Raw genomic sequence first — 16099 nt, 5'->3', positions numbered from 1 at the left:
GCCGGGTACCACGGCACAATGAGCCCACCCGCCCGTGTCCCCTTGCCCCGTTCGCTGTCCCGGCCCTTCGCCGGCCTCTGGGCCCTGCTGCTGACCGTGGTGCTGGGGCTGTTCTGGGCCCCGGGTCAGGCGGCAGCCAGCCTCGAGAACGACCGCTACGACGGCAACATCTTCGCCCTCTACGCCGGCAACGGCTCCCTGGTGCCGCCCCGCAGCAGCCTGGCCCAGTCCCTCGACGAGCACCGGGTGGCGGTGCTCGTCTACTACCTCGACGACAGCAGCGTCAGCAAGCAGTTCTCGCCGGTGGTGTCGGAGCTGCAGCGGGTCTGGGGCAACGCCATCGACCTGATCCCCCTGGTCACCGACCCACTCCAGAACCGGCCCGATGGCGGCGTGGCCGATCCGGCCCACTACTGGGACGGCCTGATTCCCCAGGTGGTGGTGATCGACGGCTCCGGCCGCGTCGTCTTCGATCGCCATGGCCAGGTGAGCGTCGATGCCATCAACACCGCCGTGAGCGACGCCACCGGCATCCCGATGGCGCCTGGCTCGGGGAACAGCGCCACCTTGAGCTTCAACGAACTCAACAGCGAAGTGGTGGCGTCCCGCTGATGCCGGCCACCCGCACCGAAACCGACAGCCTCGGCCCGGTGGAGGTGCCGGCCGAGCACTACTGGGGCGCCCAGACCCAGCGCTCCCTGCGCAACTTCCCCTTCGGCGCGCCGATGCCGCTCGCCGTGGTGCAGGCCTTCGGCCAGCTCAAGGCCGCCTGCGCCGAGGTGAACGCCGCCCGGGGCGTGCTTCCCGACCACCTGGCGGCCCTGATCGTGGCCGCCGCCGAGGAGGTGAGCCGGGGCCAGCTCGATGCTGAGTTCCCGCTGCGGGTCTGGCAGACCGGCTCAGGCACCCAGACCAACATGAACGTCAACGAGGTGATCGCCAACCGGGCGATCGCCGCCACCGGCGGCGTGCTGGGCAGCAAGAAGCCGGTGCACCCGAACGACCACGTCAACCTCAGCCAGTCGAGCAATGACACCTTCCCTGCCGCCATGCACATGGCGGTGGCGATCGAACTGCATCAGCGGCTGATCCCGAGCCTGGAGGCTCTGATCGGCGCCCTGCGCCATAAGGCCGAGACCTACGCGGGCCTGATCAAGATCGGTCGCACCCACCTGCAGGATGCCGTGCCCCTGAGCCTGGGCCAGGAGTTCGGTGGTTACGCCTCCCAGCTGGAGCTGGGCCTGGCGGGTCTGCGGGCCACCCTGCCCCAGGTGCTGCAGCTGGCCATCGGCGGTACGGCCGTGGGCACGGGGCTCAATGCGCCGGCGGGGTTCGGCGAGGCGGTGGCCACCCGGCTGGCCGAGCGCATCGGCCTGCCCTTCACCAGCGCCCCGGACAAGTTCCAGGCCCTTGCGGGCCAGGAGGGCCTGGCGGCGGCCCACGGGGCGCTGACCGTGCTGGCGGGCAGCCTGATGAAGATCGCCAACGACATCCGCTGGCTGGCGAGCGGGCCCCGCTGCGGCCTCGGCGAACTGGTGCTGCCGGAGAACGAACCTGGCTCCAGCATCATGCCCGGCAAGGTGAATCCCACCCAGTGCGAGAGCCTCACCATGGTGGCCGTGCAGGTGATGGGCAACAACACCGCCGTCCAGATGGCGGCCAGCCAGGGAAATTTCGAGCTGAATGTGTTCAAGCCCCTGATCGCCCACAACCTGCTGGAGAGCATCGGCCTGCTGGCGGGGAGCTGCGGCACGTTCCGGGAGTTCTGCATCGAGGGCCTGCGGGCTGATGTGGCCCACATCGAGGCCCAGCGGGACCGCAGCCTGATGCTGGTGACGGCCCTGACGCCGGCGATCGGCTACGACCGGGCCTGCGCTATCGCCCGCCATGCCCACGAGCACCGGCTGAGTCTGCGGGAAGCGGCCCTGGTGCTGGGGGAGATCAGCGGGGAGGAGTTCGACCGCCTCGTCAGGCCCGAACAGATGGTCTGAGGCTGATGGTTTCAGGCTGATGGTCCGGGAGCGTCCCGGTTGATTTTCCGAGGATCGTCCGTAAGATCTCCCAAAGACCCATGGTGTGGTCCCTGAGTTGTGTCCCTGAGGACGTTCTTCGGCTTCAGGATCCACTCAAGGACGGCCTTCTTCCGGGAGGCCCGCCTCTGAGTTCCCCGGTCTTCCTCCCGGGCGACGAAGAAGGGGAACCCGACGACTGAGATGTCCCAGAGCCCCCGTTCCGATCCCCCTCCCCCATCTGCCCGCGACGTTCTCCGCCGCGCCCGGTGGGTCATGCTCCGCAGGATCAGCGCCCGACGCAGCCGCCCTGAATCCGTACAGCAGGGGAACTCAGGGATGTCCGGGTTCACCCTGATCGAGCTGATGATCGTGGTGGCCATCGTGGGCATCCTCAGCGCCGTCGCCCTGCCCCAGTACCGCCGTACGGTGGCCATGGCCGAAGCCTCCAGCAGCATCCTGGAAGCGGTGGCCTTCGCCGAACAGTGCGCCGTGGCCCACAAGTCCGGGCTGCATACGGTGGTGGCCCAGCCAGGGGGCGGGCCCACCCGGAACTGCAACGGCACCGCGATCCGGCTGCTCAACAGTCGGCGCTGGACAGGGGATGCCGAAGGAACGCTGTGCTTCGGGGTCCCCGCCGCGGCCGGCGATCGTCGGGCCATCCTGCGGGTCAGCATGGATGGATCCACCATCACCTGCAGCTTCTCAAGCTGAAGGGCTCCAGTCCCTGGGGCTCCCGTCGACTTCGGTGGCAATGAGCCGCCTAGAGCAGGTTGGCGGCCAGCTCGGCAAGCTCGGAGCGTTCCCCCCGCATCAGGGTGATGTGGCCGGAGAGCAGTTGGCCCTTGAAGCGCTCCACCAGCCAGGTGAGCCCGTTGCTCTCCGCATCCACGTAGGGATTGTCGATCTGGTAGGGGTCACCGGTGAGGACGATCTTGGTGCCTTCCCCCACCCGGGTCACGATCGTCTTCACTTCATGGGGGGTGAGGTTCTGCGCCTCGTCCACCACCATGAACTGGCGGGGGATCGAGCGGCCGCGGATGTAGCTGATCGCCTCCACTTCCAGCAGTCCCATCCCTTTGAGGTCGCTCCAGTTGCTGCGGGGCGGGCGATGTCCCCCCCGGACGGGTTGGCCCTCGTCGCCACCGAGCAGGAAGTCGAGGTTGTCGACGATCGGTTGCATCCAGGGGGCCATCTTCTCCTCGAGATCCCCGGGCAGGAAGCCCATCTCCTTGCCCAGGGAGATCACCGGGCGGGTCACCAGCAGGCGCTCATAGAGGTGCTCGTCGGCCACCTGATGCAGACCCGCCGCCAGGGCGAGCAGGGTCTTGCCGGTGCCGGCCTTGCCCACCAGGGTCACCAGGGCCACCGCCGGATCGAGCAGCAGATCGAGGGCGAAGGACTGCTCCCGGTTACGGGGCTGGATGCGACCCATCTTGGCCTTGGCTGATTTCTGCAGCGGCTGCAGGGTGCCGGTGCGGCCGTTGTAGCGGGTGAGCAGGGTGTGGGCCGGCTGGGCCAGGTCCACCAGGGTCACCCCCTCGTTTGCCTGCAGCGGCGAGACGGCAACCGGCTGCTCCGGGATGGCATCGGCCGGCAGGCCGTCGCCGGTCTTCACCCGGTCCATCTGATCGGCGTCGACCCAGCGCTCGCAGAACCCCGGGTAGAGGTCCGCCATGTCCACCTTGTCGGTGGTGTAGTCCTGGGCGATCAGGCCCACCGCATCGGCCTTGATGCGCAGGTTGGTGTCCTTGGTGACGAGCACCACCGGCGGCTGGCTGCCCACCACCTCCTGCAGGCGCTGCTCCAGGGCCACGGCCAGGATGTTGTTGTCGCCGTTGCCCGCCTTCAGCTCGGGGGGCAGCTGGCGCAGGGTCTCGCTGCGGCAGAACACCACCTTCAAGGTGCCGCCGCTGACAGCGTCGATGGGCACGCCTTCGGCCAGGTTGCCCTTCTCGCGCAGCTGGTCGAGCAGCCGCGACACCTGGCGGGCGTTGCGGCCCTTCTCGGACGGGTCCCGCTTGAAGCGGTCGATCTCCTCGACCACCTCGATCGGGATCACCACCTGGTTGTCCTCGAACCGGTTCAGGGCCTGGGGGTCATGCAGCAACACGTTGGTGTCGAGCACGAAGGTCTTGCGCATGCCTGTGACCTGCCGGTTCCATGGGGCCGAAGCTAGGTCCGCGGGCGCATCTACGCTCCGGCCGGACATTCCCTGACGTATCGGCTTGCCGTTCCCCGTTTCCTGCCTGCTGGTTCTGCTGCTGCTCCTCGGCCTGGGGCTGGTGGTGCTCGAACTTCGCCATCGCCTCCGGCCCGCCTCCCCCCTGCAGCTGCTGCCGGGATCCTTCCAGGTGCGGCGCCGGGCCCAGGGCCTGGAGATCACCGGCGAGATCCGGATCCGCAACCCCCACCCCCGCATGGAGGTGATGGTGCCCGAGATCACGGTGGAGCCCACCCTGCTGGGCCGCAGTGACGTCAGCCAGGTGCGCCACGAGCTGCACATCACGCCGCTGCACCCCGACGAGGAGGCGCGTCCCGATGGCTACTGGGCCGCTTACATCGTCAAGGGCCGCAAGACCACCGCCGCCCACATCCGCCTCAACCTCACCGCGCCCGGCGGCCTGGATCTGGAGAGCGTGCTCGACACCCTCTGGATGGACATCCACTGGGTGAACTACGGCCCCTTCGGCCGCCTGCAGCGGCGCCAGGGGATCCTGCTGCCGCTGCAGATGCCGGAACCGGGCGACCCCTCCGCCCCGGGCTGGCGCGAAGGCGAGCGCTGCCGGGTGCTGCCGGTGCGCACCCACCTGCTCGGGGTGCTCGACGATCCGCTGGAGGTGCTGCAGCGCTACACCTCAGGCCTGCTCCAGCCCGGTGATGTGCTCACCATCGGCGAGACGCCCCTGGCGGTGATCCAGGGCCGTTACCACCACCCCTCGACGGTGGAGCCCTCCTTCCTGGCCCGCCTGCTCTGCCGGGTGTTCCACCCCACCAGCTCCCTGGCCACGGCCTGCGGCCTCCAGACCCTGATCGACGTCTCCGGCCCGGCCCGGGTGCTCGGTGCCTGGGTGGTGGGCACCGCCCTGAAGCTGGTGGGCAGCAAGGGCTGGTTCTATCGGCTGGCGGGCGAGCAGGCGCGTCTGATCGACGACATCACCGGCACCACGCCTCCCTACGACCAGACGATCGTGCTCGGCCCGGACCAGCCGGCCGCCTGGTGTGAGCGGATGGCGGCGGCCCTCGGGGTGGCGGTGGCGGTGGTGGACGTCAACGACCTGGGGCGGGTGAAGGTGCTGGCCGCCAGCGGCGGCACCGATGAAGCCCTGCTGATGCGGGCCCTGCGCCCCAATCCCGCCGGCAACGCCAACGAGCGCACGCCTCTGGTGCTGGTGCGTCCCACGTAGAATTCTGAAACGACGCCGCCAGCACCCGCCGCGTCGGTTCCGATTCGCCCACGCCCCCTTCTCCACCGTCGTCTGCCGTGCCAGTGCCTGCCGTGCCAGTGCCTGCCCAGGGCAGAACCTCCCCCACCTGGACGGTGGAACCCCTGCAGGGTTGGCACCTCCCCCTGCTCGATGACCCCGCCTTCCTGCCGCTGCAGCCGCTGCTGCAACGGTCGCTGCTGCTCGCCCTGCCGGAGCAGCTGCTGACGGCGGTGACCAGTCGCCGCCCGGTGGCCGCCCAGGTGCTGGTGGCCCTGCAGCGCCAGGGGCTCACCCGCCAGCAGGCCCTGGGCCTGATCGTCTGCCGCCGCCTCAACCGCAGCGGCACCTGCTGGCAGGTGCAGCACCTGCGCCTGGCCCTGGCCGCCACGGAGGGGGCGCCCCTGGCTGGGGATCTGCTGCGCCAGGCCATCGGCCGGGTCAAGGGCGCCGCCAGCTGGATCGCCACCGCCTCCAGCCTCGACACCCCCCGGCTGGCCACCCTGCGGGAGCAGGGCTTCCAGCCCCAGCGCACCGATCGCCTCTGGCGCTGGCAGCTCCCGGCCGACCGGCCTGCCCCCGCCGCTCCGGCCGATCTGCAGCTGCGCCCGCTCAACCGCCGCACCGCCCCGCTGCTGTGGCATCTGGAGCAGGCCACCTGCCCGGCCCACCTGCGCCAGCTGCAGGACCGCCGCATCGAGGACCTGCTCGACCAGAGCCGCAGCCATGGCTGGATGTTGGTGGATGCCGTCCGCAACGAGGCCGTGGCCGGCGTGCGCTGGCTCGATGAGCATCCCGGCGGCGGCCAGGCCGTGGAGCTGAGCGTCCACCCCGGCTGGGGCCATCTGCTTGGCAACGCGGCCGAGTCGTTGCTGCACCGCATCGGTCAGGGGGGCGGCAGCCTCTGGCTGCGTTGCGAAGTGAGCGACGGTGAGCGCCAGCGCTGGCTGCAGGCCCTCGGGGCCGAGTCCCATGGCGAGGAGGTGCTGATGGCCCGCAGCGTCTGGCGTCGCCAGGAGGGCCAGCCGGCCAAGCGGGCGGCGCGACGCATCGAGGCGGTGCTGGAGCAGCTGCAGCCGCGGCGGCGTCCCATGCCCACCCCCACCGGCCCCCTCGGCAGCCTGCCCACCGCCCCCCTGGTCCTGCGCTGAATGGCGCCCCCCAGCCCGCGTTCGGTGCTGGCCCTCGATGTGGGTCGCCGACGCATCGGGCTGGCGGGCTGTGATCCCCTCGGCGTCACGGTGACGCCCCTGCCGGCCCTGGCCCGGGGGGAGTTCCAGGCCGACCTGGACCGGCTGCTGGAGCTGGTGCGCCAGCGGCGGGTGGTGGCGCTGGTGGTGGGCCTTCCCCTCGATGCCGGCCAGAGGCCCACCCCCCAGGGGGTCCACTGCCGCCGCTACGGCCTGCGGCTGGCTCGGGCCCTGGCGGCCCTCGGCCAGCCCCTGCCCCTGGCCTGGGTGGATGAGCACGCCAGCAGCTGGGCGGCCGGCGAGCGCTTCGGCCTGCACGGCGACCGCAGCGGCCGGCTCGACAGCGCCGCGGCGGTGCTGCTGCTGGAGCAGTGGCTTAGGGAGGGGCCCGAACCGCTCGATTCGGCCGCATGCTCGGCCGCGTTCACGGCCGATCCGGTCGCCCCGGCGGCCATCGCCGTGGGCAGTCGGGCCGGCGCTGATTCATTCTGAGAAGACCCGCTTCCTCTTGATGGCCTCCGACCCCCCTGCGATGACGGGTTCCGGCGATGTGCCCACCGTGCAGGTGCGGGATGGCAGCGGCCGCCAGCTGCTCTGCTTCCTGGAGCAGCTGATCCCCCTCGACGGCCACGACTACGCCCTGCTGACCCCGGTGGACACCCCGGTCTGCCTGTTCCGGCTGCGGGAGGACGACGACCCCGAACTGGTGGAGACCCTGGATGCCACCGAGCCGATCCTGTCGGTGGCGGATGTGGTGCTCCAGGAGCACGACCTCACCCTGGTGCGTTCCGCCGTCACCCTCACCGTCAGCGGTGAGCTGGAGGAGCCCGATCCGGACGACCTCGAGGACGAAGAAGGCGATGACGACAGTGAGACCTACGAGCTGCTCGTGAGCTTCATGGCCGGTGATGAGGAGTACGGCCTGTACATCCCCCTGGATCCGTTCTTCGTGGTGGCCCGCATGGAGGGCGCCGACGCGGTGATGGTGGAGGGTGAGGAGTTCGAGCGGGTCCAGCCCCGCATCGAGGCCGAGCTCGACGAACGGGAGAGCGACGACTGATGCTGCGCGATCTGCTCACGCCCGACTGGCTGCCGGGAACGTCCCTGGCGCACCTGCCCCTGCAGGAGCTGGTCGATCGTGGCATTCGCGCCCTCGTCCTGGACGTCGATCGCACCCTGCTGCCGCGCCGCCAGGCCACCATGCCCCTGCAGGCCGAGGTGTGGCTGCGCCACGCCCGTGAGCGCATGCCCCTGCACCTGCTCAGCAACAACCCCTCCCGCCGCCGGATCGGGGCCGTGGCCGACACCATGGGCCTGCCCTACACCACCTCGGCGGGCAAGCCGCGGCGGGCGGCCCTGCGCAAGGTGCTGCAGGACCTCGCCCTGCCCCCGGCCTCGGTGGCCCTGGTGGGCGACCGCCTCTTCACCGACGTGCTGGTGGGCAACCGCATGGGCCTGTTCACGGTGCTGGTGAAGCCGATCGATCCCGACGGTGAACCCTGCCGCCAGGACCGGCTGCAGAACCTGGAGCTGCGCATGGCCCGCTGGGTGGGCTCGGTTCCCGGCTGATGGGGACCTCCGGCACCCCCGCCGCCGGCGGCCTGCGGCGTGTGATCAAGGTGGGCACCAGCTTGTTGCGGGGCACCCCCGAGCGGCCCACGGCGGCGGTGATCGCCGACCTGGCCGCCAGCTTCGGCCGCCAGCAGCGCCGGGGCGACCGGCTGGCCCTGGTGACCAGTGGCGCCGTGGGCCTGGGCTGCGAGGCGCTCCGCTTCAGCCGGCGCCCCACCGAGGTGGTGGCCCTGCAGGCGGCCGCCGCCGTCGGCCAGGGCCGGTTGATGGGGCTGTACCAGGAGGCCTTCGCCGTGCGGGGGATGGCGGTGGCCCAGGTGCTGCTCACCCGCAGCGATCTGGCCTCCCGGCGCCGCTACCAGAACGCCTGCCGCACCCTGGAGCAGCTGCTGGAGTGGGGGGTGCTGCCGGTGGTGAACGAGAACGACACCCTGGCCACCGACGAACTGCGCTTCGGCGACAACGACACCCTCTCGGCCCTGGTGGCGGTGGCGATCGGCGCTGATGAACTGGTGCTGCTCACCGATGTCGACCGGCTTTATTCCGGCAACCCCCGCACCGATGCCGATGCCAGCCCGATCGAGGAGGTGCGCGACCTGGCCGAGCTGGAGCGCCTCAGCCACGTGGCCGAAGGCGGCGGGCAGTGGGGCACCGGCGGCATGACCACGAAGCTGGCGGCGGCCCGCATCGCCACCTCCAGCGGCATCCGGGTGCGCCTGGCCGATGGCCGCGATCCGGCGGTGCTCGATGCCCTGTTCGCCGGCGAGAAGGTGGGCACCGTGTTCCAGCCGAGCGCCACCCCCCTGGCCGACCGCAAGAGCTGGCTGGCCCATGCCCTGCTGGTGAAGGGCAGCGTGCGGGTGGATGCGGGCGCCGAGCGGGCCCTGCTGCAGCAGGGGGCCTCCCTGCTGGCGGTGGGCATCCGTGAGGTGGAGGGCCACTTCTCCCGCCGTGACGCCGTACGGGTGCTGGCCAGCGACGGCCGCGAACTGGGGCGGGGCCTGAGCACCCTGAGCAGCGAGGAGCTGCGCCGGATCATGGGCCTCAGCAGCGAGGAGGTGCGCCGCCGGCTGGGGCCGGTGGGGGATGCGGTGGTGCACCGCGACCAGCTGGTGCTCACCAGCCGTCAACCGACCGATTGATCGAGGAGAGCCACCAGCTTCTCCAGAAGCTCGGCCGCCTCCCGTTCACCGGAAAGGCCGTCCACCACGATCGGCGGCCGGCGTTCGCTCCAGAGGATCACCCGGGGGTCGTTGCCGCCCAGCAGCAGCACCCCGGTGATCAGCCGCAGTGGCAGCTGGCGGCTGGGCTGGCCTGGGCGGCGGAGGCGGAGCTGGTCGCCCATCAGCGAGAGCTCCTGGGGGATCCACTGCCGGTAGCTGCCGACGCCGGCGGCGCCGAGGGCGGCGACCACCAGCATGGCCTGGACCACGGTCCACTCCGGCAGGGCCAGCGACAGCAGGCCCGGCAGGGAGAGATCCAGCACCAGGGTGGTGGGTTCGCTCAGGCCCAGGCGCGGCCCGAACATCCAGACCAGAAAGCCGCCGTACTTCACCATCACGGTGTTGAGCACGGCCACGAACAGCAGGTAGCTGCCCTGCTCGGCGAAGGAGCGCCACCACTGGGCCGCGCCCACGCCGCGGCGGCTGCGAATCAGGCGTGTGCTGGAGGACCCCCTCTCCAGCCTCCAGAGATCATCCGGCTGCGGCCCGGCCGGCCGGGACCCGGCGAGCTGGCGGGCGTCGAGGGCGCCGGCCAGGCGCAAGGGCACCCCCAGGTCGGCGGCAAGGGTGTGGGCCTGCTGCCAGGCGCCGGAGAAGCTGGCGGCACGGGCCAGCAGGTGCTCCCCGGCGGGATCGGCCACGGCCAGAACCAGATCCCAGCCGAGGGGCCGCTCCCCCAGCGGCGGCAGCTGGACGCTGGCCTGGCGGATCACCACGGCCGTGATGGCGGCCCGGTCCAGCTCCAGCCGTTCGCTGCACCCGGGCGTGTCAACGAACAGGCGGAGGCGGTCGCCCCAGCTCTGCAGCTGCACCCGCCGCTGCAGCGGTGCGCTGTAGCCCAGCCTGGCCATCAGCCACTCCATCGGCAGCAGGAACAGCAGCAGGCCGATCACGTAGCCCACAGCCCCCTGGAGGCTGACCAGCAGGCAGAGTCCGGAGAACAGCAGGAAGGCCAGCAGGCTGACGAGCGGGTTGGCGGGGACCTCGTCCTCAACCAGTTCCCGCCAGATCATCCGTTCCAGGGCCAGGGCCAGCCCCTGCACGGAGCGGCGCAGCAGCACCAGCGGGGTGAGCAGCAGCCCCAGTCCGTTGCGCCGGGCGCCGCGAACCGTGGCGCTGAACGCGATCAATCCGCCAGCAGGGGCAGGCCGGCCGGCGGGACCGCCAGCAGCAGGAGGCGTTCAGCGGCCACCTGCTGCTTGAAGCGCCGCCACTGGGGCGAGGCGATCACCTCCTGGCTGATCGCCACGGCGAGGCGCTGGCCGGCCAGCACATCACTGGGGTAGTGCATGGCGCAGTAGGCACGCACGTAGCCCCCCTGGAGGCCCACCGGCAGCAGCCGCTCCCGGCGCTCCGGCAGCAGGTCGGCCAGCAGCAGGCTCGCGGTGGCAAACCAGGTGGCATGGCCGCTGGGGAACGACCAGGAGCTCTCCAGGGGCAGGCAGGGCTTCAGATCCGGGTGGCTCAGGAAGGGGCGTGGCCGCGCCACCCCATCCTTGAGCTGATCCTTCAGACCATCGGCCCGCGCCAGAAAAGCCGGCAGGCCCGCGTAGAGGAGGGGAGAGGTGCGGGCCAGATCGGCGCCCACGGCGGCATCGAAGACGCTGAGATTGCGGTTCAGGAAGCGCCAGCTGTGCACGATCCCGGCGGGCGTGCGGCTGCGCTGGTTCCAGCGCAGGATGGCCAGATCGTCGAGCTCCAGCCGGCTGCCGGGGGCCGGTGGCTGGCCGAGCACGCTGCGGTAGGCGGCCGGTTGGAGCACCAGGCCCGCCGCCGGATCCGCCGGCTGGGCCAGCGACGGCCCGCCCAGCGCCAGGGTGCCCGGCAGCAGGGTGGTCTGGAGCAGCAGCAGGCCGGTCAGCCAAGGTGCCGGGCGCAGGGTGTGCATGGCTCCGGCGCCGGCGGTGGGATGGCAGCACCGTAGGGGTGCTCCATGCTCCCTCATTCAGAACCGTTCGTCGCCGATGGCGGGCAGGACCAGCTCGCGCACGAAGGACGCCGGTGAGAGCTGCAGCAGGGCCGAGACGATCCGGATCACGTCGTGGAGCGGAATCTGACGGCCCTCACCGCGCCCGGCGGCCGCCTCGGGCGACACCTCCAGGCCGTCGTCGGTGTTCAGGTAGCCCAGCTGCAGGCAGGTCACCGCCAGTTGCCGGTCCCGGAAGCTCTCCCGCAGGGCATCGGCGATGCCGCTGAGGGCGAACTTGGAGGCGCCGAAGGTCACCTCCGGCTGCCCGCTCTGGCGCAGGCCGGAGGTGGAGCCCGTGAGGATCAGCTGGGGCCTGGTGGAGCCGAGCAGGCGCGGAATCAGCCGCCGGAGCAGCATCAGGGTGCCGGTGATGTTGATGGCCACCAGGTTGGCGATGCTGTCGTCGGGATCCTCCAGAAAGCTGTAGGCCTCGCTGAAGGCGTTCGCTTCCCAGACGCCGAGGTTGTAGATCAGCACGTCCAGCTGGGCGGGGGCCTGCTGCTCGATCCACCGGGCCGCCAGCAGCGGCTCCGCCAGATCCGCCTCGATCCAGGCCAGCTCGACACCCTCCGGCAGCCTCAGGCCATCGGGCCGTTGCCTCGAGACGCCGATCACCGTGTCACCGACGCTGCCCAGACCTTCGACAAAGGCACGGCCAAGCCCGCGGCTGGCCCCGACCACCATCAGCTTCATGGACCCGCTCCCGCAGGGGCGATGTCGAAGTGCAGCACATCTTCCCCGACACCCAGCCTGGCGTAGAGGGCGATGGCGGGTCCATCGTCGCGATGGGCCTGGACGAAGATCCCGTCAAAGCCGCGCTCGGCAGCCAGCGTCTGGAGGCGCTCGATCATCGCCTTGGCCACTCCCTGCCGCCGGTGATCGTGAGCCACGGCGAGGTCGTAGAGGTAGAACTCGCAGCAGGCCTGCTCAAACTTCGGCAGGACGTAGCCCGTCAGTCCACCCACCACCCGCGTCCCGGCCTCGGCGACGATCGCCAGGAACATCTCCGTGCTGAGCAGTTTGTGCAGGTAGGGATCCGAAGGCTGCCGCTCGAGGTATCTCTCCGGATCCTCGAAGGCATCGGCAAACACCGCCAACAGGGAGCGCAGGGTGCCCACGTCGGCCGGTCCGAGGACACGAACGGAGGGCTGAATCGTCATGGGCAGAGGTGATCCACAACATCTGGCCAGTGTGGACGTGATCGGGGTGCGGGCAGGATGCGGCGTAACGCCCACCCCATCGCTCTGCACCAGCACCAGCCAGAGACCGGGGAACCGTCCATGCTGGACCCCGTACCGGAGGCGGGAAGACTTTGGTGATCGGTGCCCGAAGGATTCCAGAGACCTCTGGTGTCGCGCCGGAGCCTCCCCGTTCGCCCATGACGCGGTCAGCTCGTTCCTCGTTGGCCCTGTTCCGCTGGGGAGCCGCCCTCGCCATGCTCCTGCTGGCCGAGGGGCCTCGGGCTGCTGCCGTCGATCACCAAGGCCCGTCTTCACGGCCACGGCAGCAGGGGTGGCTCGCCCAGCCGTTGGGAGAGCGCTACCCCCAGATCCCAGCCCAGGTTTGGGACTGGATTGACCAGGCCAACGCCCTCGAAGCCAAGGGCGACTACGCAAAGGCGGCGATCCTATGGGAACAGGTGCTGGCCTGGCGTGAGAAGGCGCAGGGTCCCGACCATCCCGATACCGCCACCAGCCTCAACAACCTCGGGCTGCTGTACATCAAGGAGAGCAACTTTTCCAAGGCAGAGCCCCTGCTTGTTCGTGCCCTGGCGATCAGAACCAGGATCCTCGGGCCGGACCATCCCTTCACCGCCCTCAGCATTAACAACCTCGCCTGGCTGTACTACAAGCAGAACAACAATGCCAAGGCCGAACCGCTCTACCTGCGAGCCATTGCCATCGCTGAGAAGGCTCTGGGGCCTGACCATCCGGGGCTCGCCCTCGGCTTCGACAACCTTGGACTGCTGTACACCAGTCAGGCCAAGTATGCGAAAGCGGAACCCTTCTATCTGCGCGGCCTGCGGATCAGAGAGAAGGCGCTGGGCCCTGATCATCTTGACACCTCGACAAGCCTCATCAGTCTTGGGATCCATTACAGCAAGCTGAACCTCTATCGGAAGGCCGAACCTCTGCTTCTTCGTGCTCTGGCCATCAGGGAGAAAACACTGGATGCTGATCACCCTGATGTCGCCGTTGGTCTGGTCACTCTTGGTCTGCTGTATAGCAATATGGGCGCTTATTCCAAGGCCGAAACTCTCTATCTGCGCGCCCTTGCAATGATGGAGAAGCGGCGAGGGCCTGACCATCAGGAAGCCGCTCTCAGCCTGAACAACCTGGCAACGCTCTACATCAACCAGGGCCGGTACGCCGAGGCGGAGCCCCTGCTGCGCCGCACCCTGGCCATCAAGCAGAAGGCCCTGGGTGACGATCACCCCGACACCGCCACCAGCCTCAACAACCTGGCGGCGCTCCAGGAGAACCAGGGTGCCTTCGCCAGGGCCGAACCCCTCTATCAACAGGCCCTGGCGATCAACGAGAAGGCGCTGGGCCCGGAGCATCCCGCCACGGCCACCAGCCTGAACAACCTGGGCCTGCTCTACCGGAGCCAGGGGGCCTATAGGCGGGCGGAGCCCCTGCTGCGCCGTGCTCTGGCGATCCGGGAGAAGGCGCTCGGCGCCGGCCACGCCGATACCGCCGCCAGCCTGAACAACCTGGCCATGCTGTATAGCGATCAGGGCGCTTACGCCCGCGCCGAACCGCTGCTGCGCCGGGCCCTTGCCATCCAGGAGACGACGCTGGGGCCCGCCCACCCCGTCACCGCCACGGGTCTCAACAACCTGGCGGTGCTCCTCGACCACCAGGGTGCCCCCGAAAGGGCCGAGCCGCTGCACCGACGTGCCCTGGCGATCCGGGAGAAGGCCCTGGGGCCCCACCATCCCGATACCGCCGGCAGCCTCAACAACCTGGCGGATCTCCACCGCCTTCAGGGGGCCCACGCCAAGGCGGAACCCCTGTTCCTGCGGGCTCTGGCGATCTACGAGACCGCGCTGGGGCCCGATCACCCCACGACCGCCCTCAGCCTCAACAACCTGGCGAAGGCCTACCTGAGCCAGGGGGCCGAGGCCCGGGCCGAACCCCTGCTGCGCCGCGGCATCGGCAGCCAGTCCCTGTTCCTGCAGCGGGAAGCCCCCCTGCTGCCCCAGGCCCGGCGACAGGAGCAGATCAAGGCCCTCGGCAACGTCTGGGAGATCCCCTATTCCCTTGGGGTGCGCTCGCCGGCGGGCGCCTCCCTGGCCCTGTTCACCCGCCTGAACCGCCACGGTCTGCTGCAGGACATCGAACGGCGCCAGGCCCAGCTGGGCCGTGGCTCCCCTGCCCAGCAGATCCTGGTGAGCCAGCTCACGGACCTGACGGCCCGGCTGGCCGATGTCAACCTCAGTGAGTCGCAGCGCCGGACGCTGCAGGGGCAGCGGGAGCGGCTGGAGCAGGAGCTCTACCGCCAGCTGCCGGCCCTGACCCCGCGCCTGGTGGACGCCGCCCAGGTGGCCGCTTCCCTGCCGGCGGATGGGGTGCTGGTCGAATTCCAACGCTTCCGCCCCTACGACGCCCGTCAACCGGAGGCCAGGAGCTGGGGGGAGGCGCGCTATCTGGCGATGCTGCTGTTCCCCGACCGGACAACCCGCGCGGTGGACCTGGGCCCGGCGGCGGCCATCGATCCCCTGATCCAGCAGGCCCTGGCTGAAAGCCTGGCCCGCAACCGCCCCGCCGGACCGTTCTGGGCCCAGGTGAGCCAGAAGGTGCTGGGGCCCCTGCTGCCGCAGCTGCAGGGGCGGCGGCGGTGGTTCGTCTCCCCCGATGGCGAGCTGAGCCGCATCCCGTTCACGGCGCTGCCGGCTCCCACCGAGGGTCCCAGCGGGGCAGGGTCCGACTCGGCTCCCACCCTGGGCCAGCAGGTGCAGCTGCGGATCCTCACCAGCGGCCGCGACCTGCTCAGCCTGGGCAGCCCCGGTGCCGGAGGCCAGCGCGCCCTGGTGCTCGCCGCCCCCGATTTCGGTGGCCCTGGCCAGTGGCAGCCGCTGCCCGCGACGGCCGCCGAGGGGAGCTGGATCGCCGAACGCCTCGGCGCTGCCCTCTATCAGGGATCCGCCGCCACGACCGCCGTGCTGCAGGAGGCGCGCGGCCCCAGGGTGTTGCACATCGCCAGCCACGGGTTCTTCACCATGGGCAGCGGTGACCCGCTGCTGAACAGCGGCATCGTGCTGGCGGGCGCCAACCACAGCCGCGAGGCGGGCGACGACGGCTACCTCACCGCCAAGGAGGCGGCCCAGCTGCAGCTCGATGGCACCGAGCTGGTCGTGCTCTCCGCCTGTGACACCGCCTCCGGAACCCTGCAGACCGGCGAAGGGGTCTACGGCTTGCAGCGTGCCCTCACCGTGGCCGGCGCCCGCTCCACCCTGCTGTCGCTGTGGAAGGTGGACGATGACGCCACGGCGGCGTTCATGCAACGCTACGTCGCCCTGCTCAAGCGGGGAATGGGTCGCATGGAGGCGCTGACGGCGGTGCAGCAGGAGTTCCGCAGCAATCCGCCGGAGCCGGACTGGGCCGACCACAAGTTCTGGGCCGCCTGGCAGCTCACGGGTGATGGGGGGCCGATCCCCGGTTTATGAGCCAGGCGCTGCACACCAGGCAGACTGAAAGCCGGCCGTGAG

Annotated in this window: 15 protein-coding genes; 10 read left to right on the top strand and 5 right to left on the bottom strand. The window is 70.4% G+C overall.

Annotated features, from left to right (window positions below; genetic code table 11):
* Positions 1 to 18 precede the first annotated feature (18 nt).
* The 3 genes from KUG38_RS11490 (at position 19) to KUG38_RS16950 (ending at position 2723) form a co-directional block, all read left to right on the top strand.
* Entirely contained in the window at positions 19 to 612 is a 594-nt protein-coding gene (locus KUG38_RS11490; protein WP_216921593.1) for a thylakoid membrane photosystem I accumulation factor, read from the top strand.
* Positions 609 to 1991 (top strand): class II fumarate hydratase, encoded by a 1383-nt coding sequence (fumC, locus tag KUG38_RS11485; protein WP_216921792.1) that lies wholly within the window; start codon positions 609 to 611, stop codon positions 1989 to 1991. Before KUG38_RS11490 ends, fumC begins: the two co-directional genes overlap by 4 nt.
* A 357-nt stretch (positions 1992 to 2348) precedes the next feature.
* Positions 2349 to 2723 (top strand): type IV pilin protein, encoded by a 375-nt coding sequence (locus KUG38_RS16950; RefSeq protein ID WP_286195899.1) that lies wholly within the window; start codon positions 2349 to 2351, stop codon positions 2721 to 2723.
* Positions 2724 to 2772: 49 nt separating this feature from the next.
* Here the strand turns inward: KUG38_RS16950 and KUG38_RS11475 are convergent, their stop codons facing one another.
* Positions 2773 to 4152, bottom strand: coding sequence for a PhoH family protein (locus KUG38_RS11475; RefSeq protein ID WP_216921590.1), 1380 nt, complete (start codon positions 4150 to 4152; stop codon positions 2773 to 2775).
* A gap of 85 nt (positions 4153 to 4237) precedes the next feature.
* Between KUG38_RS11475 and KUG38_RS11470 the strand changes: the two genes are divergently transcribed.
* From KUG38_RS11470 to proB, 6 genes are all read left to right on the top strand, one after another.
* Positions 4238 to 5416, top strand: coding sequence for a F420-0:Gamma-glutamyl ligase (locus KUG38_RS11470; protein ID WP_216921587.1), 1179 nt, complete (start codon positions 4238 to 4240; stop codon positions 5414 to 5416).
* 92 nt (positions 5417 to 5508) lie between these two features.
* Positions 5509 to 6585, top strand: coding sequence for a hypothetical protein (locus KUG38_RS11465; RefSeq protein ID WP_353617791.1), 1077 nt, complete (start codon positions 5509 to 5511; stop codon positions 6583 to 6585).
* A complete protein-coding gene (ruvX, locus tag KUG38_RS11460) occupies positions 6586 to 7116 on the top strand; it encodes a Holliday junction resolvase RuvX (protein WP_216921584.1) in 531 nt (176 codons plus the stop codon). It abuts the gene before it with no gap.
* Between the two features lie 19 nt (positions 7117 to 7135).
* Positions 7136 to 7684 carry a DUF3727 domain-containing protein gene (locus KUG38_RS11455; RefSeq protein WP_216921581.1) on the top strand — a complete coding sequence of 183 codons (549 nt, stop codon included), beginning with the start codon at positions 7136 to 7138 and terminating at the stop codon, positions 7682 to 7684.
* Positions 7684 to 8193: a YqeG family HAD IIIA-type phosphatase gene (locus tag KUG38_RS11450; RefSeq protein WP_216921579.1), complete on the top strand. Its 510-nt coding sequence runs from the start codon at positions 7684 to 7686 to the stop codon at positions 8191 to 8193. The genes KUG38_RS11455 and KUG38_RS11450 overlap by 1 nt, the downstream gene beginning before the upstream one ends.
* A complete protein-coding gene (proB, locus tag KUG38_RS11445) occupies positions 8193 to 9338 on the top strand; it encodes a glutamate 5-kinase (RefSeq protein WP_216921576.1) in 1146 nt (381 codons plus the stop codon). Before KUG38_RS11450 ends, proB begins: the two co-directional genes overlap by 1 nt.
* Here proB and KUG38_RS11440 read toward each other — a convergent pair.
* From KUG38_RS11440 to KUG38_RS11425, 4 genes are read right to left on the bottom strand one after another with little or no spacing between them, the layout of a single operon-like run.
* Positions 9323 to 10549, bottom strand: a complete 1227-nt coding sequence (locus KUG38_RS11440; protein ID WP_216921573.1) for a hypothetical protein — start codon at positions 10547 to 10549, stop codon at positions 9323 to 9325. The two genes, proB and KUG38_RS11440, sit on opposite strands and share 16 nt — an antisense overlap.
* Positions 10546 to 11307, bottom strand: coding sequence for a phosphatase PAP2 family protein (locus KUG38_RS11435; protein ID WP_216921570.1), 762 nt, complete (start codon positions 11305 to 11307; stop codon positions 10546 to 10548). Before KUG38_RS11435 ends, KUG38_RS11440 begins: the two co-directional genes overlap by 4 nt.
* A 57-nt stretch (positions 11308 to 11364) precedes the next feature.
* Positions 11365 to 12081, bottom strand: a complete 717-nt coding sequence (locus KUG38_RS11430) for an SDR family NAD(P)-dependent oxidoreductase (protein WP_216921567.1) — start codon at positions 12079 to 12081, stop codon at positions 11365 to 11367.
* Positions 12078 to 12548 (bottom strand): GNAT family N-acetyltransferase, encoded by a 471-nt coding sequence (locus KUG38_RS11425; RefSeq protein WP_216921563.1) that lies wholly within the window; start codon positions 12546 to 12548, stop codon positions 12078 to 12080. The genes KUG38_RS11430 and KUG38_RS11425 overlap by 4 nt, the downstream gene beginning before the upstream one ends.
* A gap of 218 nt (positions 12549 to 12766) precedes the next feature.
* Between KUG38_RS11425 and KUG38_RS11415 the strand changes: the two genes are divergently transcribed.
* Entirely contained in the window at positions 12767 to 16057 is a 3291-nt protein-coding gene (locus tag KUG38_RS11415) for a CHAT domain-containing tetratricopeptide repeat protein (RefSeq protein WP_353617790.1), read from the top strand.
* The last annotated feature ends 42 nt before the right edge of the window (positions 16058 to 16099 follow it).

Origin of the sequence: Synechococcus sp. CCAP 1479/9 (assembly GCF_019038535.1) — a bacterium.
Classification (GTDB): Bacteria; Cyanobacteriota; Cyanobacteriia; order PCC-6307; family Cyanobiaceae; genus Cyanobium.
Note: the sequence above shows the minus strand (reverse complement) of the source record. Positions and strands in the feature narration are given on the sequence as shown.